The sequence below is a fragment of the Nostoc sp. UHCC 0251 genome, from assembly GCF_034932245.1.
GTDB lineage: Bacteria > Cyanobacteriota > Cyanobacteriia > Cyanobacteriales > Nostocaceae > Nostoc.
On the sequence record NZ_JAYGHD010000026.1, the window covers coordinates 18,548 to 39,799 of the forward strand.

Below are 21,252 nucleotides of genomic sequence, written 5' to 3' on the forward strand. Positions count from 1 at the left end.
ACCATAATTTTTTTATTGAATATTTTTACGCCGATAGCGCACAAGACAGGGCTTTTGTGGTCCAACGACAAGTGTAGAATAATCTGGCTCGTAGTTCTGATAAACCAACTCTAGGTCGAACAGTCTCAGTAGAGTACTCCAAATTACTTTAATTTGTTGGTAAGCAAAGGTTTGACCGATACAACGATGCCTGCCACCGCCAAATCCAATCAAGCTGTATATCGCTTTGCGGTCTTCCTCTCGCCCAGGGCTAAAACGATCTGGATCATATCGGTTTGGCTCGTGAAAGATATCGGCGATACGATGCGTCACAGCTGGCGAAATCATCAAAAGTCCATCAGATGGAATGCAGTATTCTTCATATTCAAAGTCCCGCAAAATCTTCCGCATCAGCATGATTATCGGGGGGTACATTCGTTCAGCCTCTTTGATTGAGCGTTCCAAAGCTACTAGTTGGCGCAGTGCATTTAAGGACACTTCTTTACCATTGCCCAATATCTGTTGCTGCTCTTGGAGGATTACTGGTAGATACTGTGGGTTTTGCAAAAGCAAAATTCCCGTCCAAGTAGCTAGCACGGCAGTGTTCTGCTTAGCAGCAAACAAGAGGGTTAGCAATATACCTGTAATATTGTCATCTGAAAGGTATGAGCCATCTTTGTATTGAGCTGTCATTAATGTTTGAAGCAGGTTCTCATCCTCATCTTCTCTGGCTTTTCTCTCAGCAAGAATCTGCGAAATTAATTCAACCACGCGAATGCGAGCTTTGTCGCGCTTCTTAAATGAGGGCAACGGCAAATATGGATAGAAGAAAGCTAGAAAATTGAGTCCACCTTCTAGGTCACGGTACAATCTTGGAAACTCAGTGCTGAGGCGCTGGCGAAATTCACGACCAATCAAGCAACGACAGGCAATAATCAGCGTTAGTTCATTCATTACACTCAAAAGGTCTACCTGACCTTCAACATCCCAAGATTCAAAGTATACTTGAGCCTCTTGAACCATAAGCGAAGCATAAGCCTGTAAACGCTCTTCACGTAGCAGTGGCATAACAAATCCCAACTGCTCACTCATCATTTCGGGAGTGGTATCGTAAGCGAGACCTTTGCCGAAAATAGGCGTAGTTAACTTATAAACCTCTCTCGTACTCAACAGGTTGTCAGGCGCTCTAAAGAAAGCTTCATTTGCTTTTGAACCGCTCATAAACGTTACTTGGGTTCCTAACAGCAGAAATGAAAAAATATCGCCCAACTGTTCTTGTCCCTGTTGTAGCAGCGCGGTCGGATTTCGATAAAATTCTAAGGCATGTCCGAGATATGGTAATCCTCCACAAAGCAACGGAGGAGCCTTTTTAAGATTGCTAAAAGTGATGCCACTCTTGTTCATACAAAACTTTCCATCCAGATTTAAATATAGTTTTTCATTGATTAGATAATGAGCATTATCAAAACTGTAAAATGTACAGTCAGTAAACCGAAAAATTTTGCAAGCACAAAAGTTTTTGGTCTACTAACAGTGTAAGATGGGTATTTGATCATAAAGTAAGCCAGCCTTTAGATTCGGCAGCCTTTTACTTTAAATTTTGACGATTGGATAAAATTAACCTAAGAATTTCTATAAATGCTGTTGCTCCTTGTAAGCATTATGGTTTGATTTTTGCAGCTAAACTCGAGTAGAACTGATGAGCCCAACGCCGAAATTGCATGAGGGGCCCATCGCCTTCACAAAGGATGGGTTCGTTGTAGTAAATCTTGTGTTCCAATAATGGGAAGTCCTCTTTCACTGTTCTTGTTACATTATTACTAATGATTACTTCTAGAATATAGGTTATAGGTTTATTCAAAACCTTCTTCATACTGAAAACAAGACGAACATCGATATATTCTTCGTCAATTGGTGTTATCCACAACAAAATTAGAAACTTAAGTACGATCAACAATTTCGCGTGAATGCGGCTAAGTTCACAGCCCAATCCATAGGAGATGACTTTGAGTGATCCTTCTGCTTTTGATCCAAAAATACCAGCAAATGTTGAAACAATATTATAAGTTAAAGTATAGGAATGAAAAAGGATTGAACCATTCGTCTTCAAAGTATGGTTTTTAACAGCAACGACACTCGAACTATGCAAGAAAGGGAGGTGAGCAATATCTACACCGTTTTCAAGTACCTCTTGGATGTGTGAGCGAATCTTCCATCGGCGAACATGGCGAAATCGAGTCCATTCCTTAGAAGAGTATTCCGATAACTCAGGAATCTCCCAACTTGGAGGCTCTCCTTGTGAGTGGTGATATACCAAAATTACCCCGTTAACTTCCCGAATGGGCCAGCTTACAATCTGTGCTTTGGATGGCACTTTGCCAGCATAAGGTATATTGATGCAATGCCCATTTCCATTGAAAACCCAACCATGAAAAGGACATTGAATGTTGTTTCCCTGAACTCTGCCTCCGTAGCCAAGGTGTGCTCCTAAATGCGGACAGTAAGCGTCGAGAAGATGTGGCTTACCATCTTCTGTGCGGAATAACACTAAATCTTTGCCAAAGTAGTGAAGTGGTATGACTTTCCCCGGACGAAGCTCTTCGCTGGTAGCAACACAGAACCAGCCATTTGGAAAAGATGAAAATGGAAAGCGTGATTTCATCTAATCCCCTCATTTAATATCTGCATTACAGGTAGATAACAGATTATGACATTAAAACCTAGCTCAACCAATGCTTTTGATTATTGTTCTTAGAACAATCGTAGACCAACATCACTGCTACTTCCAAGATAAAGCTTTGGTCATTATAAATGATCTGAGTAAAACTGATGAGCCCAATGCCGAAATTGCATGAGGGGTCCATCGCCCTCACAAAGGATGGGATCTTTGTAGTAAGCCTTATGTTTCCAAATCATAATGTCCTCTTCAATAGTTTTTGCCGCACTTATACCAATTATGTTACCCACAATAAAGCTTATATACTTATTAAACACCTTCTTCATGCTGATCATGAAGTGAACATCGAGATATTCTTCGTCAATCGGTGTTATCCATAGCAGGGTTAGGGGTCTAATTGCATTCAGTGAATTTACGTGGGGACGACTAGCTACACAACCTAGACCATAACAGGTGAAGTCATGTAACCCATCTGCCTCCGAACCCAACATACCCATAAATGTTGAGGTAATATTATAGGTCAAAGATACAGAATAACAAAGAATAGGAAAATTTGTATTTAAAGTGTAATCTTTAACAAAATTGTGGGTGGAACTATGTAAGAAACGGAGGTGAGCAATATCTACAACGTTTTCAAGTACCTCTTGGATGTGTGAGCGAATCTTCCATCGGCGAACATGGCGAAATCGAGTCCATTCCTTAGAAGAGTATTCCGATAACTCAGGAATCTCCCAACTTGGAGGCTCTCCTTGTGAGTGGTGATATACCAAAATTACCCCGTTAACTTCCCGAATGGGCCAGCTTACAATCTGTGCTTTGGATGGCACTTTGCCAGCATAAGGTATATTGATGCAATGCCCATTTCCATTGAAAACCCAACCATGAAAAGGACATTGAATGTTGTTTCCCTGAACTCTGCCTCCGTAGCCAAGGTGTGCTCCTAAATGCGGACAGTAAGCGTCGAGAAGATGTGGCTTACCATCTTCTGTGCGGAATAACACTAAATCTTTGCCAAAGTAGTGAAGTGGTATGACTTTCCCCGGACGAAGCTCTTCGCTGGTAGCAACACAGAACCAGCCATTTGGAAAAGATGAAAATGGAAAGCGTGATTTCATCTAATCCCCTCATTTAATATCTGCATTTAAAACTCCTTTAGAACGCTATCAGCCTTTACGAACGACAGATTGGTATAACGATAGTGCCCATACAGGGAAGTAGTTCCTATAGAGAGTATAATCAAGCACCGCTGTGTTAAAAAATACCCCTACCGAATCTTGTTTTAGCCAATCCCCGTTTTCCATCTGCATACTCATTAAAAAGTTTGCTCCTCTCTCAATGATCGCCCGATTATCATAGCGGTTTTTACTCAGGTCGAATACACCATCGGTGATTGAAATAGCACTAGCGTTGAGCAAACCCATCATTGCCCAAGCAGTTTGAATCACTTGGCTTTCAGTGTGTTCAATGTATTCACCAGATAAACAACCGTGAAAATGTTCTCCCCAGCCGCCATCTGGTCTTTGCTTGCTCACTAGCCAACGATATGCTTTGCGGATTGCTGAGAGGCTAGCTGTATCACCTACTGTTAATAAACCTTGAATCCCAAACATTGTGCCGTAGATGAAGTTCACGCCCCAGAAGCCAGCCCAAGAACCGTCTGGCTTCTGCTGTCGCCGCAGCCACAAACTAGCTTTAGCGATTGCAGAATCAATCTCATTTTTCATTACTTTCGGATGACGCAAACGAAACTTCCCAAGCGCTGCCAGACAGGAAGCTGTACACTCAATATATGAATGCTCGGTCATCGAGTTAGCGAACATCTCAGCAGGATTCATCCACTCTAGCTTTGAGGCAATCTTGCGCCGTTCGTAACTTCCAAAGCCACCATCAAAGTTTTGACAGCGCAAGATGAATCGTACAGCATCTTGCAAGTCGCAAATTGCAATTGTTTGAGATGACGCATCTAGCAATGCCAATAGTGCCTCAGCAGTGCAGTCACTCACGGGCCACCCGTGCCAAATGCCTGCAAAGCAAAAACCTCCTTTCGGGTCTATACGGTGAAATTGCTCAAAATTGGCAAAGGTTTCTCGGATCTGCTGAGATGCAAGAAACTGTTGTGCATTAAAGAGACTAGCAGATAATTTCATGTGAGGGCTTGCTGCTTGTAAACTTTGAATTGCAAAAGCAGTGTCCCAAGTACTGCTGCGTGCACCTGCAATGCGAAGACCTTGTTGTTCGTCTTGCCACATCCAGCCTTCAAAATGATCTGAGGCTTTGCGAAAGTCTGCGTCATTAGGGTCGTGTAACCAAAGGGCAATAATATTGAGTAAACCGCTTACAGGAGAAATGCTTGTATAATTCGTTGTATGTAATTCAAAGCGTATGTAGTCTATCGTTTGAATGAGTGCACTCTCTCGTAAGCCTTTATGATGCCAGGATTCGTAAAGGTTGCTGATATAATAAATGATTTGTAATAAAATAGTGGGGGGATTATAGACTTCCTCTGCTCTCAGAACTAAGCGTGTTGCACTAAAATTAGCTTTTTCGTAATCGCTTACATACAATTCTGAGCGCAACTCAGCAATTAATGGTGTGAGTGGTGCTTGAAACTTGCGACTATAAATAAAACTCATTGGCATATAAATAAGTCGCGTATGACAGTAGAAATTTCCAGGATGAACAGGGAACCACTTAGGAAATAACCAAACTTCTGGTAACACGGCATTAACGCCACGCCATTCATAGAGATTTAGCATTGCCAGCCAGAACTTACCCCAGGTAGGAATTTTCACAACTCCCCCCTGTTCGCGGATAAATTGCAGCGCAGGTGCTAGCATCGGGTCATCTTTTTCCAAGCCTAAAAGACGTGCGGCTACATATACCAGGGTAGTAACGAACAGGTAAGGCTGCGATTTTTTATGTAGTCCCCACAAACTAGATGAAAGGCGGGTTGCTGCAAATTGTCGCAGTAACCCTTGGCATTGCAGGGCTGGAATAGGTATTTGGGTGATGTAACACATAATCACATACTGTGCTGTCAGCATGGGGCACCATACTACTTCTCCTTCCCAAGAACCATCGGCTTGTTGTAAGGAAAGGAGAAACTGAACGCCACGTTGCAGTGAATTAGCGATATCAGGTTTTGGGGTCTGGGGCGACATATGAATTTATGAATTAGATGACCTGTCGAACTGGAAAATTTGAAACTTTAAATAGTTTTCTGCTGCTTTGCGAACCCTTGAAAAAATAATGGCAGATGGGATTTGTAGCCAATTACCAAAAGAACCCAAAACCTTTGCTAAGTGAAGCCATTTACCTTTATATGCATTTTCCTTGAAAATATACAACAAAGCTATTACCACTGCTTTGAAGAATGACTTGCTAAATTGCATTATGTTGGTTTGTGTTCCAGATAATAGGTGCATGGTGCGAACACATTCTGCTGGATCTTGCCGCCACATTTGATATATTGCTTTGCGAATAGCTATAGTGCTGTCGTTATCTCGAGTAAATACTTGATGCAGTGTGGTAGCTAGAATTTCTGGTACATAAGTCCTGAAAATACGATCACTCTGGTAATTCTGAAAGCTCCTACTACCAACAAGGCACTCTGCATCCATAAAACCAACCGTCATACCTATTGCTGTCAATGGGTGAAATTGCCCAGTAGTATCGCCTACCATTGCCAAGCCATCACGACCATAGTAAAGGCGAGAGCTAAACTGGTTTGCTACCCATATTACAGGGTAGTTTTCTAAAGCCTGCCGGAGCGCTGGAAGCAATACCTTAGGCAGTACAGGGCTGTAGGCATCCCATAAATAACTAGGCTTTTTATGAAAATTGATTGGCACATCTAGGAAGACACGAACTTGATCATGACCAATGCGATAGGCAAGAGCAGGTCCAGGCCCTCCTAAAAACACATGACCGAACCCTTCAAAAGGAAGCTTTACCTCAAGGAGTAGAATTCCCGCCGTGTAGGAAATGATCTGGTGGTCGTTGGGAATGCCAAGAGTTTTTCGTGCTACCGAGTGCCGACCATCCGCAGCAACAATTTTTTCAGCTAAGACTGTCTGAGTTCTTTTCTGTTTAACCAGATCAAAGCTTAATTCCTGCCCCTCAATGTGAGTGACCCTTGCGTCAGTGATAAAATGGATATTAGAATGAGAAGCAACTGCTTCCCGTAGCATGGAGACAAGCTTGCCATGCTCACAACTAAGTCCCACTGCACTTTTAGGATAATTGAGTTTAATAGGCCGGGTACTGTCATCAGGAAAGACAATAAACCCAAGACCAGAGGGATATCCTAATGCTTCTTTTGTTAGATCCACACCCAAACGCTTTAAAATTTGTAAACCAAGGGGATGCAACCATTCACCTGCTAGCCGTTTTGTTAGGTGGGAATGTGCTTCCAACAGCAAGACTCGAGCACCCTTATTAGCAAAAGCAATAGCAGTAACACAACCGACTGGTCCTGCACCAATCACAGCAACATCAGGAGAGGGTATCTTCATTTAGTTATTAAATCAGAGAACAGTGAATATTAGACCTCTTGCAGAATTCATTTTATGTTATAAATAGGGATCTGCTTAGTTTTAGATAAAAGTTAGAATTACAAACCTATCTTTGAATTTGCGATCGCAACGACACCCAAACATACATAAAACCTAAAACCCTTTCTTATACCACAAAAACAATTTTGCAAGAGGTCTAATAAGCTGGCTATCTGGAGAAAATTTATAGCTGAGACTCTATCAAAACGATAAAATTTAAACTATTAACTTTCTACTTTTGGTCAAGTTTTCGTGTTGGCGAAATGCTCTTGGGGTCTTTTTTTGCAAAACGTTCTTGCACAATTGGGTGAAAGAAGCTGTGCCGACTACCAATACGTTGTATAAATGAACGCTCAGTACAGTATTCAAGGAAGCGGGCAAAATCCCAGGGGATGCAACCATTAAGGTAGAGGATGAAGCGTAGAGTGAAATGTTGAATAGAAGCAATACTTGATGTACCTCGTTTTACATCAATTAATCTATAAGGTAATGCACCAACGAGTCCCAAAACTAGCCCAGAAAAAGGGTAATTAAACAACTGTTTAACTATTCCATTGGTTAGCACATCAATGACCCAAAAACCTATTCCTAAAGCAAGTCCAATAATTAGGAAAGAAACTACAGAATTTGCGGCTGCGTTCCATATAACCTGATTAGGAAATTTACTAGTAGATTTTATATTTGGTTTAGGTTTAATATATCCCTCTAATATTCCAAAAGTTATTCCAAGAATCATTGCTAGGCTAAAGCTCCAATAAATTACAGAAGGTAATAATTTCATCAATATAGGAATAAATACTTCTATCTTAATAGTATTTTTATTGATATAAAAAATTAAAGAATTATATTTAATAATAATTTCTGCGATAATACTTAGAACAAATCCTATAGTTAATCCATATAATATTCCACTTTTTAACCCTGTTAAGGCATTTACAAAAGACCACTCTCTGGATTCAATGGGATGAATTTTGTCACCTATCTTAGCAGCTAGTATTAGTCCAATACTTAATCCATTACCAACCCAAATAAATTGCCCAAACAAGAACTTAAAGATTACACATAAAATCAAACCGATACCTTGACCAACTACAAGTCCGAACATTAACTTTACACAGATAAGATAGATACGATATTGTCGCTTATCTTCCAACAAGCTGGGTTGCATTTTTTCAATTAAGAATTCCGATTGCGAGTCATTTTCTAATACTGTCGCTAACCAAATAAGCCAAATTATGGTTTTTTGAGTAGTAGGAGGTTTTCGATTTGTATATGCTCTAGTCGTAATATCCCGTTTGAACATCCGTCGCACATATGCACTAAATAAATAATTTAATTGTTGGGTCGTGTTTTTTTTACTTTGCCATTTATCAAATGTTATCTCTTGATAGGAAATAATAGTAATTTTTAGCCAAAATGGTGTTGTCACTAATTCCATTATCTTTGGCTTATTGCTGATAGCTTTCCAAAGGTTATTATGTCCAGTGTTAGTGAGATATTCTTGGATTTGTTGAGCAGTGAGTTTATTTATTGAAATAGCTCCATCCAGCTTTAGCTTAGTAGAATAACTACTATATTCTTGACTACGGCTACAAACGACTATAGGGTGAAACTTATAATCTTCTTCTTGTATAAATTTATTAATTTGCTGAACACAAAGCTCTTGTTCTACTGATGTTGCTAGTTCATCTAACCCATCTAGCATAGGCAAAATCTGATGCTTTTTTATCAACTCTTGAGCAAACTCTATTGAAATATTATACTTGGATTTGAGTTCAGCCTCCAACCAATGAGCTATGCTCTGACGGTTATCTTTCCAAGAAGATAGGTTAAAAATTATTGGAATGGGGGCATCTAATTGATTTTCTGCGCGCTCAATTAGAGCTTTGGACAGTTCTAGCAAAGAGGTAGTCTTTCCAGAGCCAGGAGCGCCCAAAATCAACAATCTACCTCTGATATCCTCGCTATCAAAAACCTCTAAGATCCTAGTGTCGTTAGATAGTTCTTTATAAGGTTTTGTCCCAGTTTTAATATCATGAAAGCTTTCAACTTTATCTGGTTGCTGTTCTTTTATCAAATTAATTACTATATTTTCACCAAGAATAGAACGCTGAAGAAATTGATTCCATCGTTTGGTTACTTCTTGTTTTACCCTCTCTAGCAATAACTTTCGGTTTTCTAGTTGAGGAGCTAGTTGAGGAGTAATATCTATAGAATTGAGTTTTTTTATAAGTATTTCTCGGTCAGAAGTTTTTAATTCCTGCACAACTTCAACTTTTGTAGGAGACGATAGTACAGTTTGGTTGGTAGTAGTCTTATTGATCAAAGCAGGTGTCAAGTGTTCCGCAATCCCTGCTATTCTTATGGCATTACAGCCAAATTTATAGGCATCATTAAACGAACGACCTGCCCCTATTGCATCATAAAAACCCACTGCAAACTCGATAGCTGCTCTGTCCCCAATTTCCTTGCTCATGCCGACTACATAATTGATGTATTGGGCTATTTCCTCTGCCTGCACCTTTGAATAACAAGCATTGAGAACAACACATTCGACTTGAGCCGCAAATAGCTCAAACAATTCAGCTAAAGCTTGTGCATCAACTAACTTTACTTGCCCAGTCTCATCTTCAAAAACCAAACCCTCTTCCCCTTCTCCGTGTCCGCAAAAGTGAATTATATGGGGTTCATGGTCTAATATAGCTCTGCGTATATCTCGATAGCGTACTGCCTCTGCGGTGTCGATTAAATACTGGTCACGTTGTCTTGAGCGTCTTAACCCCTCCCGAATCTCGCGCTTCTCTTCCTCCAGACGAAGCTGACTTATACTTCTAGGGTTCGCTGACAAAATCAAAATTTTTCGAGGTTGAGTATCTTGCATAGTGTTGAATAACAAATTACGGATCTCGGCTTAATCCCATTAAGATTTACGGTTCTTTATAGAGTGCTTTTACCAATGCATCTAAACCAGGTTTGCTGGTAAAGTAAGTCAGATGGTCGCAAGCTGTGTCCGGTGATATGATTCTGGGTCTGGGTATACGGTTTGCATTTACACTTTTAATACTTTCCAATGTCACCGCTATATCGTTTGGCTGTTGAAAAAATACCATATCCACTATGCGATCTACAGATGAGCTAAACAACTTTTGGATCAGTTGCTGTATCTGACTGGATTGTTTTCCAGGTTCAGTTTCTAATGCTTCTGGACGAATTGAGCGATCGCCAGCAATGATTGTATACTGCACATTGGGGTCAGAATTTGTGGCTATGCTTTGAATAAAAGACCTCTGTGGGTTCATTTGGTCTAAAGCGTTATCACTTGCTTCCAGAAAAGCGACCAATCCAGCAATAACTATTGTAGGCCAAGCCAGTGAAGACATTTGATTCAATCCAATACCAAGGGCTGTAAATGCCCAATCTTGGATAGAAGGCCAGGGAGAACCAGCATTGGGCGTACCTAACATCACTAAGTGTTGGACAATTTGATTCCCGCCTTCCCTTTCTATAAAAGTACGAGAAACTAAACCACCCATTGAATGGGCAACAATATGTAGTTGTTTACCGTGGTTTAATCCTAAACCAATCTCTTCTAATCTTTGTTTGAGTAATTTAGCGTTTTCTTCAATTGTGGTATGCAGATTTTCGTAGTCGCAGGCCAAAACCAAATCATATTTATCTCTTAGGGTTTTCTGTTGTCCATTTTCTGTAAATGTTGCCTCTTGGACACTAGTCACTAAACTTTTAGTGTCACCGATGATGCCATGAATAAAGAGTAAAATTTTCTCAGATTTATCAACTTTATTTTTAATTACTTGCTTGTTGTCTTGATAAGATACACACCATTCACGCCCATCTGCTGAAACTTCCGCAATCCTCACAAGTGGATAAGTAAATTCTTTTCTCAATATTGGATACAGTAGTTTTTGGAACAATATTTTAATTGAACCTTTTAAATCGCGACTATCTACTATTGGTTCAGGCAAGCGTTCTAATGTAATTTCTGTCTTTCCATTGACTGTCTTGGCTTTACCCACAGGTATGAAAAACTCACCGTCATAAGCAATTGGTAATATATGTTCGTCTGATGCTAGTGATTTATCAACTACCAATTTGATAGGATTGTCTGGTGTGACACTTTCGTGGTTTTTCACATCAGTTACTTCCAGAATGCTAAATGAATCTGGGCTGCGAGTTATGTTAAAATTGTATGGTTCAGTCAGATTCCTGCGGCCGTTTCTTTGAACAATAGTTTGGCTTTGTAAAAAAATAGGTGGGATTAAATTACTGTTAACATCCCTACTAATTGGAGGTAAGGGGGTCAAACTAAATTTTCCCTTTAAATCTGAATGCCCTTGGAGTTCGACTCCAGTGAATAAAGTGATAGACTCAGACTCTTTTATTTCTATTCCACTAGGTGGTTTGACAAGATTAATTTTAACTTCCTGGGTCATCCAATTATCAATATATTCATCTTCATCTGGCTCAGTTTGACGAATATAGATGTTATTCATTAAACGGTTGAGAGCGCCTGATAATCTTCCAGAACGATTGATAAGTGGTGGAGAATCAAGTCCTGGTTGCTGGAGCAAGCTTGCATTGAAATCTCTAGCGCTAACAATTAACTTGAAAATAGTATTGTATTCAGTAATACCCTTATTTAAATAAGCTCTCGGAATTACTAGTTTTAATCTTTTGCCTTCAACACTTGCACCTTCACTGCCTTCTTTTGGTAAACGTAAACTGCCTCTTTCTATAAAAAATTCAGGAATATCTATTGCGTAATCTCCCGCAAGCTCTACTACCTGAAAATAAAGGTCTTGTTCGCTATTATTTATAACTTTTATTTCTATCCGTGGTGAATCCCACTTGTTATTTTTAAAAGTGTATTCCCCGCATATGTCTGAAGTTTCTTGTTTTGAGGAATATTGTTTATCTCCAGAAGTAACAATAACTTCCATCTCCACATCCCCAGCTTTAATTTGACTGGTAGGTGGAGTTTTCAATTCTAAAATATCCGTCCAACGTGCAATATGTTCTAAACGCTTAATAATTATGTTTGCGTTTTGTCGAGTGTATCCTTGTGTATCTGGTATTTCTGGAACTGGTGCAACTAATGGACATTTATCAGCAGCTTGTCTAATCCAGTATTGACCATTAGTAGCTTCTAAATAATAATTTGTATTCTCAGATGATTCTACTTCCCGAACAAACAAAGAAGGTTTATTTTCATTAGCTGTTAAAAGTGCCTGACGAGCTTTTTCTATACCTGCATCATCACCTTGAAAATATACCTTTAACTTTGGTAATGGTATGTTTGTTACAACTGCCCAATAAGGTACTTCTTGAGATAAGTTGGCGTTATAACCGCTTAATTCAACTTTACTGACTTCTGTGAATACCTGAGTAACATTAGCTCGACAAATCGCATTTGAAATTTGGCGTAACTCCTCTGGTGTACTTCCCTGTTGGAAAACTGCCAATAAAGTCTCTCCCTCAGAAGTTTGACGAACACCATGTAAAGCACCAGCGTTAATGACCCAACTATGATATGTTTCACTGTCATAAGTTAGGGTAAAGTAGTTTGCGCGTTCACCTACAGCCCCACCCAAAAAAGTTTGTCTTAAATCTTCTGGTGGTGCTTCTATTTGTGGTGATTGCTCATTAACTTTACCAGTTATCAAGGCATTAATATCTTGGACTAAATCTGCATAGGATAAATTGCTATTAGTGCGCTGTAATGCCTGAGTTAGAAAGTAAGAAAAAACACCACGCCGTTTACCATCTTCGCCTGTGTACTCTTTTGCTGTTTGATGGGAACGACAAGCAGCAATTGCAATATGTCTTGGTAGCTTGTAATTAGGGTTTAAGCGGTGATTCAGCCATTCTTTTGGAAAAATAAATTCTTCTAAATTTCTTTTCCGTCTATCCGCAGAAGTTTGACGTATTGTAACTTCTGGTGCTCTTGTAGCGGTGCCAGAGTGACAACAATCCAAAATAATTAAGATATGTGGATTATTCTTTGCTACTTGCTCGATTAAGTAGTTTAATTCTTTATCTGCCAGATCTCTGCTTTCTTTAGTTCGGCTATCATAGCAAACCAAGGTTTCAATTTTCTGGTCTAATTCTATAGCCCAAAAAGCTTCTGGCGCTGGCTCATAAGAACCATGACCTGCATAATAAAACAACACTATATCCTCTGCATCAGCCTTACATAGGTGTTGCTGGAATCCGTCAATAATTGCCTGACGTTTTGCTAATTCATTTGTTAGTTTCCAAGGATACTCTGAGTTTTCAACTAATTCCCAATTTCCTTCACTAGCAATTCGTTTACGTAAATATGTTTCTATCGCTTCGATATCATTGACACAACCTTTTAAGAAACTTACTTCTGTTGATTCAGGATGGTATTTATCAATACCAACTAATAAAGCATAAATTTTTTGAGCCATAAGTTTTTTTATTTTATAAAAAGATATTTTTAAGAGTAAAATTAGTAATAAATCATACTAATTCACTAGATTCATACTAATGTTTCTAAGTTTTCAGGTAGTCTTTACGCATTAATTAAGTGGAAACTTTTTACCAATATCAAGCAGTGCCTATCTATCGTAAGCCGCTAAGAAAAACGTGCCACTAACTTTTTAGTTGCGATCTATTTGGCTGCTTCTGTTATATAGTTGAATTGATAACACGCCCCAGCAGTTTTACTATTTTTAGAATTCATGGGAAACTTGTTAATATGGAGAATTAATTATATTTAAGCATATTAAAGTTGTTTTGAGCCGCTAGTAGTCAATTTCTCTAATTACGCTTATCCCACCTACTGTAAGGCACATTTAGCAAATCAATCGCCCGTTTCTTCGCTGCTTCTCCACGCCTGTCATACTTACTTGTAGTATTTGGCGACGCATGACCTGCAAGTTTCGCTATGGTGACGATATCTGCACCAGCATCCAATAGATTACCGATAAAAGTTCTTCTAAAATCATGAGGTGTAAAGGGGTTCAGCCGGGATACGCGCAAATTGGGACACGTTGTAAAGTTATATTACGCAGATGTTTGCAAATGCTTGATTTTGCGTTGTTTTAACACCAGTTCGAGCGCGCCACTCCCCGCGAAAACATCCCCTAAAACAACCATTTATGGGCAAGTTTGAGAGACTGAATCGCGTGAAGAGTTGATTTTAGTGTGCAAAAATTTGAATGTCTCAATACCATTCATTTATGGGCAAGTTAGTAAATCGCAAAATCGGTTTCTGCAACATTTGTTTACAACGTGTCCCAATTTGCAGGTATCCCGGCTGTACCCCATATTCACATATAATTTTAGTGACCTAGTGTAAGATCCCAAGTCATGGATAACGCTGATCCTCAAGCAAGAGCCACTGAAATTGAAAATCTAATCATTTCCAATGAACTGAATGCAGCAACGAAGCGACTAATGGATTTTGTAACAGACTTTTCTGGTGAAAAAAAACACAAGTACGAAGTTATTATTATTAGAGCTACATACAATAGTTTAAGTGAAGATATTCGTCTTTTTGGCAAAACAGAAGCTATTAATATTAGACTAACAAAACTTATAAGCCAGATTTTGGAGTTTGTTGAATCAATTATAAGAGAATATCAACCAACAGAACGAGAAATAACTAGACGGGAAAATCTTACTTCGATACAGCCAGAAGATTTGCAAAAAAAAATTGAGATTCGAGATCCCGTATCTTGGGATGATAAAGACATTACACTAACTCAATTAGAATTAGATAAAAAAAGATTTGTTGAAGCTAAAAAATTGGAAAAACTTTCCTCTTCGTCAATTGTATTTGAAGACAATGGGATTTCAAAATTGGAAAAGCCTTCCTCTTCATCAATTGTATTTGAAGGTAAAGGTATTTCTAAGATATATAAAAGTCGCTCTATAAAATTTAAGTTATCTAACCTTGCTCTTAGTTTAAAATTAGGTGAAATAACGGCTGTTGTTGGTGAAAATGGAAACGGTAAAACAACACTATTGCGAATAATAGCTGGAGAACTGGCGGCAAGTACAGGGGAATTAAGTTATCCTTATTTAACTTTAAATAATAAAACTGATATTTATTCATTTAAGCAAAAAATGGCTTACATACCTCAAGAATTACCAAAATGGTCGGGTTTATTAGCTGATAACCTACATTTGGCAGCGGCTATTCATGGCATTAGAGGTGATGATAATAAAGATGAAGTAAATTTTATAATTGCTCGTTTAGGATTAGAAAAGTATAAAAAAGCAAATTGGAATGAAATATCTGGCGGTTATAAAATGCGATTTTCATTAGCTAAAGCACTTATCTCTAATCCTCAACTAGTTATTTTAGATGAACCTTTGGCAAACCTAGATATCAATACACAAGTAGTTTTCTTGCAAGATTTAAGAGATTTAGCTAATTCTAGTGCAAATCCGATAGCAGTTATAATTAGTTCCCAACATTTATATGAGGTGGAGAGTATCGCTAATAATATTATTTTTATTAAAGATGGTCAAGTAATATATCATGGTTCAGTTCAAAATTTTGGAGAAGATAGGAAAGAAAATTCTTATGAAATTGCTTGTGATTTATCAAAGCAACAAATTATTGATTTATTTGATCAAGTTAAATTTAACTACAATAGGCTAGAAAAAGCTGGAAACAGCTTTATTATTCATACTGCCAGGAATGTAACTAATACAGATATATTAAGAATTTTAGTTGAACAAAATATTTCATTAAAATACTTTAGAGATATCAGTAAATCTACTCGAAAACTTTTTGACAAGCAATCATGAGCAAAAATATATATTTATCAAACACATAAATTATTTAATAAAAATTTATATCCTCAATTTATTTAAAAAATAGATCGTGATTTTTACTGAAGAATTTAAAAATGAGTATTAAGCTAACTAATATCAAAAATTTAATTCAACAGAGTGATTTACAAAATGCTATTTCACAACTTGTTGAAATTACTAATGAATGCTCATCTCGATATCATAACGAAGTGATTGTACACACAGCTAATGTGAAGGATTTACTAGAAAGCGAACGTAAAGGTATCTTAAGTACAGAAGAAATTAGACGTGAGAAAAATCGTCTCGTTTATGGAATTCTTAATTTAATTAATGAAATTGAGCAAGAAATTGCCAAAAAAGATAGTAGTGACAAAATAGCCAATACGAAAAGTCAAGATAAGACTATCAAAATTCTTTTCCTAGCAGCAAATCCCTCAGATATTACACGGCTCAAATTAGATGAAGAGAGTCGCTCAATTGATCAAGCTCTGCGTCAATCAGAATTTCGTGATAAATTTGAGGTGATTCAACACTGGGCTGTTCGTGTTAGTGACTTACAGGGAATTCTGCTACGCCATAAACCGGATATCGTACACTTTAGTGGTCATGGAAGTGCAGCCAATGAAATCATATTAGAAGATAATACTGCTAAGAGTCATCCTGTTTCAGTAAGAGCATTAGGACAACTATTTTCTGTTCTAAAAGATAATCTTCGCTGTGTTGTGCTGAATGCCTGCTACTCCGAACCACAAGCACAAGCTATTGCACAATATATTGATAGCGTGGTTGGAATGTCCAAAGCAATTAAAGATGAATCAGCTATTAGTTTTGCTACCGCATTTTATCAAGCTTTAGGTTATGGGCGTGACCTCAAAACAGCTTTTGACTTAGGTAGGGTGCAAATTGATCTAGAAAATTTAGATGAGCAAGATACACCTCAACTATTCGCCTTAAAAAGCAACCCAAGCACTACTTTTTTTCTCAATAGTATTTAACTTTAACGTTGCATTTATTACTGATATTTCATTCTTTAGGAAGGACTAAAGTACGATTTAAAACAGCTTTATATAAAGGAGATAAAAAGATATATAAAACAAAAATGCTTACGAATAGTAAGGTGTCTTTAGATAAATAAAACTTCTGAGTTATAGCATAATTAGTTACATATAATAATATAGATAATGAAAGTGGTAAAATTGCAAAATTAATAAGCATAAAATCATTCTTTATTTTTGTTTTTATTAATCTTATGGACTGTAACAGTATAAATAAATTTACTATTGTTAGATATATTAAAGAGCCTCTTAGAAGATCAAAACCTGAAATGATAGCAGATAAGACTGTTGAGAAAAATATACTCATAATTATTAAAAGTAATATATAAGCTCCAATCCATCCTAAAATACGCCAACTACTATACTTTCTGATAATTAATAAAAAGATTCCTAAATTTAAAAATATTATATGTAAAAAATCATAAGTCTGGTAAATTCTATAATTGTCAGTACTAAAACGATTTTGTATAAAATACTTAATATCATTACAGATACTAGATTCGTCATATGTACGTGCAGAAAACTTATTTCCTATCGAACTATTTATCGAAGTATTGCATTCAGTTGATGATGTAATCCCAACAACATTAGCTGTTTTATGAATTGCGGTTGCTGTCATCGTTAAAGAAGTAGAAGTAATAATGACTGTACAGAGAACATAAACAAGTGTCTCTACTAATCCTATTTTATAGCTAGTATCGCCATATTCTTTTTCAACGTCATACAAAGACTGTTGAATAAACCAAAAAATAAATACACCTGCTTCAGCAAACATTACAAAAATAACAAAATACCAAATAAATTCATCAAATTCTGTAGGTTGAAGAAATGTCCCTACAAATAAATTAAAAGCTATATTTGCTAATAATCCATTATAAACAACATAATGTATTTTTGTTACCCAAAATCTAGGATAATTAAGCAATAGATAATCATCTATTTTTATTAACCATTTTGGATTAACTAAATTAAAAATCAAATCAAATATTTTCATTTGTATCTAAATAATTTGCACGTTAGTATCACCAACTAATTATATTTAAGCATATTCAAGTTGTTTTAACTCGCTAGTAGTCTTTCTCTTTAATTACGCTTATCCCGCCTGCCATACGGTATATGTAACAAATCAATCGCCCGTTTCTTCGCCGCTTCCCCACGCCTATCGTATTTACTTGTAGTACTTGGCGACGCATGACCTGCAAGTTTCGCTATCGTAACGATATCTGCACCCGCATCCAATAGATTACCGATAAAAGTTCTTCTAAAATCATGAGGTGTAAACGCATCCACATCAGCTTTTTCCCCCCGCCGTTGCAATGCTCGTAACACTCCTTGCTCACTCATCCGTCTCAGTATGATTTTCTTTGCCTTATTTAAGGGATAAAATAGTGCCCCTGGTGCTTTACCTCGAATCAGCAGCCAATCAAGGACTGCTTGCACACTAGCTTCAGGTAAATAGACAATTCGTTCCTTCCGCCCTTTCGCTTCACGTATTGTTAATGACCGAGTGCGCGGCTTGAAATCGCTCAAATCAAGGTAAGTTACCTCACTGCGACGTAACCCTACAGTCAAAACTGCCAGCAGTGCTGCATCCCTCCTTCCTAATGTTGAGTCATCTTGAATACAATCTGACCACAGCGCAGAAATTTCTTCGGTATCAAGTTCGCGCCCTTTCAATAAACTCTGGCCCCGCACCGACTCAATATCAGCTGCTCTTCCATACTCATCTGTGGACATTAACCCCAACCGCCATGCTTCCTTGAGCGTCCGCCGTAACGCACATAGCATTTTATTAGCCATCGCCGGACTGTATTTTTCCATCAGCACCGACCTGACCGCAGCAGTGTGCTGATAGCGCAACTTCGACCAGTCCAAAGTACTTGCATCACAAATATCGTTGGTCAGCAGTTGGGCGATCGCATTTAACGCTTCCCGCATCGTCCGCCTTGAACCCTCCCCCAGACTGTTAAGGTAAACTTCAGCCGGGTGCAAAGTTAGCGGTACTGGTTCAGTTAACGCCAGTGATTCAGGATTGAAGTTAAAATTGGCGATCGCGTGGATGTTCACGGCAGTTGAAAGAGTGCTTTAAACTAAATCCTCTCTCAAAAGTGGCTTTTTACACAACTTTCAAGCGTTATGTGGTGCGAGAATGAACTTTCTCTACACCTATTTGGGCTAAAAGTCCCTCTGTGCAGAGATTTGTGTCTGAACATTGTTAAACTTGCGCTGGGTGGATGCTATCGACCCTCAGCTACTTTAGTTTCTTGGCCAAGTTAGCTAAACGAGTAATGCTAGAGCGAATATTACCTGCTTCTTTGCGACTCTTCAGCCGTTTTTTGGCTTCTTTTAGTACTTGTTTCATGACTGTATCTTTATCTTGGCAGGTAACATAAAAAGCTTCCAAGAGCGTTTCAACTGTTATCTTTTCTTGGTTGCATAGTTCATCGAGTTCTTGCTTGATTGCCACCTCTAAACGTACAGGTACTCTAGGCGCAATTTCCGGCAAGTTCCGTAGTTGCTCTTCTAATAAAGTGAGTTCAGAAACGGAGCTATCAGCAGTCGATGGCATATCAGGAGTAGGAGAACCCTCCTGTTGTGGAGCTAACACATCTTCTCGTGGTGCAACTGTTGGTGCAACCGCTCTATTTCTGATTTCGTCTAGGATATTCATCTTTTCACCTACTTATAAAATTTATTACGCTGTTTCTAAGGGAATTAATTTGGCATATTCTTCTGGTAAAGCTGGCTTGAGTCGTTGAGCTAAGACATGAATCGCATATTCCAGATTTGGCTGCCCCAAGTCTGTTGGTGCAACCCGTTGGTTGATGGCATTTTTGAATACATCCGATTCCAAAATATGCGGCAACATCAACTCACTACCCACCAGCTGCCGTATGGTATCGATACTTGTTTTAGTAGCGGTTGTTGGGTGCAAACCAGTCCACCGAGCGCGAAAAGGCACTATACCCAGTAGTTCACCATAAGGTAGCGCTCCTTTAAATTCTTTAATTAATTCCATAGTCCGCAACAGCGATTGCACTCCCTTGACGTTTGACTCTGCTGGAATCACCCATCTATCGCCAGCACCCAAGGAAGTCTGCGCTAAATGTGAACGCTCTGGGGGTGGGTCTACAATTGCCACGCCAAAATTACTCACAATTGGTTGCAGACGATTCCTGAGAATAAACAGACTTAGCCCACTGGAGGCCAATTTATAGTTGGCACTCTCCAACCCATCATCGGAAGGAATTAAGAACAGGTTGGTATTGTTAATGGTACGGTCGCCCAGTTTAACGTCAGGTACAGGCGCAATGGCATCAAGAATTTTTGTTTTCTCTTCCGGTTGTGTCAGAACTTCCAGTAATGTTGGGGTATCAGGCTGCACTTGCACCCCTAAAAAACTGGTCAAGCTAGATTGAGGGTCGCAATCCACAAACAAAACGGGAATTCCTAAGCGCCCCAAATACCTCCCCAGCATCAAGGCTACTGTAGACTTTCCCTGACCTCCAGCCAAGCCCAAGGAGACTACTGTTGGCGGATTTGGCATAAAGCAATTACATAAAATTACTAAAGTACAATGTCACAAATATACTAATTTACTTTTGTTGAATTGTACTATAGTGCAATTTTACTTTTGTACAAAAGTAGAATTGCACTATAGTATAATTCTCCAGACCAAATGAACCAACCATAAACCCCAAGTAGTCTGGATGTGCTGTTCAATATAGATATTGCAGTGAAGCAGAACCAACCATGACTGAAGCCAAGTCTACTCGTACAGTGCGGCGAGGAAGAATATTCCCCGAAATCCAGTGGTCATCAGAGAAGAAAGCTCAATGGAAAGCTGAAAAAGCAGAATTTAAGCAGCGTTGCGAACAAATCTTTCAAAAATTGCAACCTTCTTTAATTAAGACTCACTACAACTGGTATGTAGCAGTTGAACCAGAAAGCGGAGAATATTTTATTAACGAGGATGCATTAGCAGTTAGCCAAATGGCACATGAAAAATACCCGAACTTCCGGCTGCACGTTTTCCGCATAAATGAAACTGGGGTGTGCGGCACGATATGATTTCTGGCAACTTTGGTGATGAGGATGAATTATTTTTTGAGATAGAGTTGATAGCTGTAAGAGCCTGCAATTATAAATGCCCAAACCTGCAATCAAGACATTTTCAAAC

General features: G+C 38.5%; 14 protein-coding genes and 1 pseudogene. 3 read left to right on the top strand and 12 right to left on the bottom strand.

The genetic code is table 11. The annotated features are described in order from the left end of the window. Positions 1 to 12 precede the first annotated feature (12 nt). From VB740_RS05630 to VB740_RS05665, 8 genes and pseudogenes are all read right to left on the bottom strand, one after another. Positions 13 to 1,383 carry a cytochrome P450 gene (locus tag VB740_RS05630; RefSeq protein ID WP_323199072.1) on the bottom strand — a complete coding sequence of 457 codons (1,371 nt, stop codon included), beginning with the start codon at positions 1,381 to 1,383 and terminating at the stop codon, positions 13 to 15. A 256-nt stretch (positions 1,384 to 1,639) separates the two neighbouring features. Next, on the bottom strand, positions 1,640 to 2,641 hold the full coding sequence (locus VB740_RS05635; RefSeq protein ID WP_323199073.1) for an aromatic ring-hydroxylating dioxygenase subunit alpha: 1,002 nt from the start codon (positions 2,639 to 2,641) through the stop codon (positions 1,640 to 1,642). 143 nt (positions 2,642 to 2,784) lie between these two features. Further along, on the bottom strand, positions 2,785 to 3,771 hold the full coding sequence (locus VB740_RS05640; RefSeq protein WP_323199074.1) for a Rieske 2Fe-2S domain-containing protein: 987 nt from the start codon (positions 3,769 to 3,771) through the stop codon (positions 2,785 to 2,787). 48 nt (positions 3,772 to 3,819) lie between these two features. Further along, entirely contained in the window at positions 3,820 to 5,817 is a 1,998-nt protein-coding gene (locus VB740_RS05645; protein ID WP_323199075.1) for a prenyltransferase/squalene oxidase repeat-containing protein, read from the bottom strand. A gap of 6 nt (positions 5,818 to 5,823) precedes the next feature. Next, on the bottom strand, positions 5,824 to 7,170 hold the full coding sequence (locus tag VB740_RS05650) for an FAD-dependent oxidoreductase (RefSeq protein ID WP_323199076.1): 1,347 nt from the start codon (positions 7,168 to 7,170) through the stop codon (positions 5,824 to 5,826). A 271-nt stretch (positions 7,171 to 7,441) separates the two neighbouring features. Continuing rightward, positions 7,442 to 10,090 carry a CHAT domain-containing protein gene (locus VB740_RS05655; RefSeq protein WP_323199077.1) on the bottom strand — a complete coding sequence of 883 codons (2,649 nt, stop codon included), beginning with the start codon at positions 10,088 to 10,090 and terminating at the stop codon, positions 7,442 to 7,444. Between the two features lie 46 nt (positions 10,091 to 10,136). After that, entirely contained in the window at positions 10,137 to 13,658 is a 3,522-nt protein-coding gene (locus VB740_RS05660) for a caspase family protein (RefSeq protein ID WP_323199078.1), read from the bottom strand. A 352-nt stretch (positions 13,659 to 14,010) separates the two neighbouring features. Next, positions 14,011 to 14,208: pseudogene (locus VB740_RS05665) on the bottom strand (tyrosine-type recombinase/integrase); the annotation flags it as partial. Positions 14,209 to 14,562: 354 nt separating this feature from the next. Between VB740_RS05665 and VB740_RS05670 the strand changes: the two are divergent. Both VB740_RS05670 and VB740_RS05675 read left to right on the top strand, forming a co-directional pair. Beyond that, complete coding sequence (locus VB740_RS05670; protein ID WP_323199079.1) at positions 14,563 to 16,011, top strand: ABC transporter ATP-binding protein; 1,449 nt, start codon at positions 14,563 to 14,565, stop codon at positions 16,009 to 16,011. 101 nt (positions 16,012 to 16,112) lie between these two features. After that, entirely contained in the window at positions 16,113 to 17,012 is a 900-nt protein-coding gene (locus VB740_RS05675) for a CHAT domain-containing protein (protein WP_323199080.1), read from the top strand. Positions 17,013 to 17,040: 28 nt separating this feature from the next. Here VB740_RS05675 and VB740_RS05680 read toward each other — a convergent pair whose 3' ends face one another. From VB740_RS05680 to VB740_RS05695, 4 genes are all read right to left on the bottom strand, one after another. After that, positions 17,041 to 18,066: a hypothetical protein gene (locus VB740_RS05680; RefSeq protein ID WP_323199081.1), complete on the bottom strand. Its 1,026-nt coding sequence runs from the start codon at positions 18,064 to 18,066 to the stop codon at positions 17,041 to 17,043. 89 nt (positions 18,067 to 18,155) lie between these two features. Continuing rightward, positions 18,156 to 19,139, bottom strand: coding sequence for a site-specific integrase (locus VB740_RS05685; RefSeq protein ID WP_323199082.1), 984 nt, complete (start codon positions 19,137 to 19,139; stop codon positions 18,156 to 18,158). A gap of 184 nt (positions 19,140 to 19,323) precedes the next feature. Next, positions 19,324 to 19,743 carry a hypothetical protein gene (locus tag VB740_RS05690; protein WP_323199083.1) on the bottom strand — a complete coding sequence of 140 codons (420 nt, stop codon included), beginning with the start codon at positions 19,741 to 19,743 and terminating at the stop codon, positions 19,324 to 19,326. A 24-nt stretch (positions 19,744 to 19,767) separates the two neighbouring features. Continuing rightward, entirely contained in the window at positions 19,768 to 20,619 is an 852-nt protein-coding gene (locus VB740_RS05695; RefSeq protein ID WP_323199084.1) for a ParA family protein, read from the bottom strand. Between the two features lie 206 nt (positions 20,620 to 20,825). Here VB740_RS05695 and VB740_RS05700 point away from each other — a divergent pair, with 206 nt between their 5' ends. Further along, entirely contained in the window at positions 20,826 to 21,143 is a 318-nt protein-coding gene (locus VB740_RS05700; RefSeq protein ID WP_109013456.1) for a hypothetical protein, read from the top strand. The last annotated feature ends 109 nt before the right edge of the window (positions 21,144 to 21,252 follow it).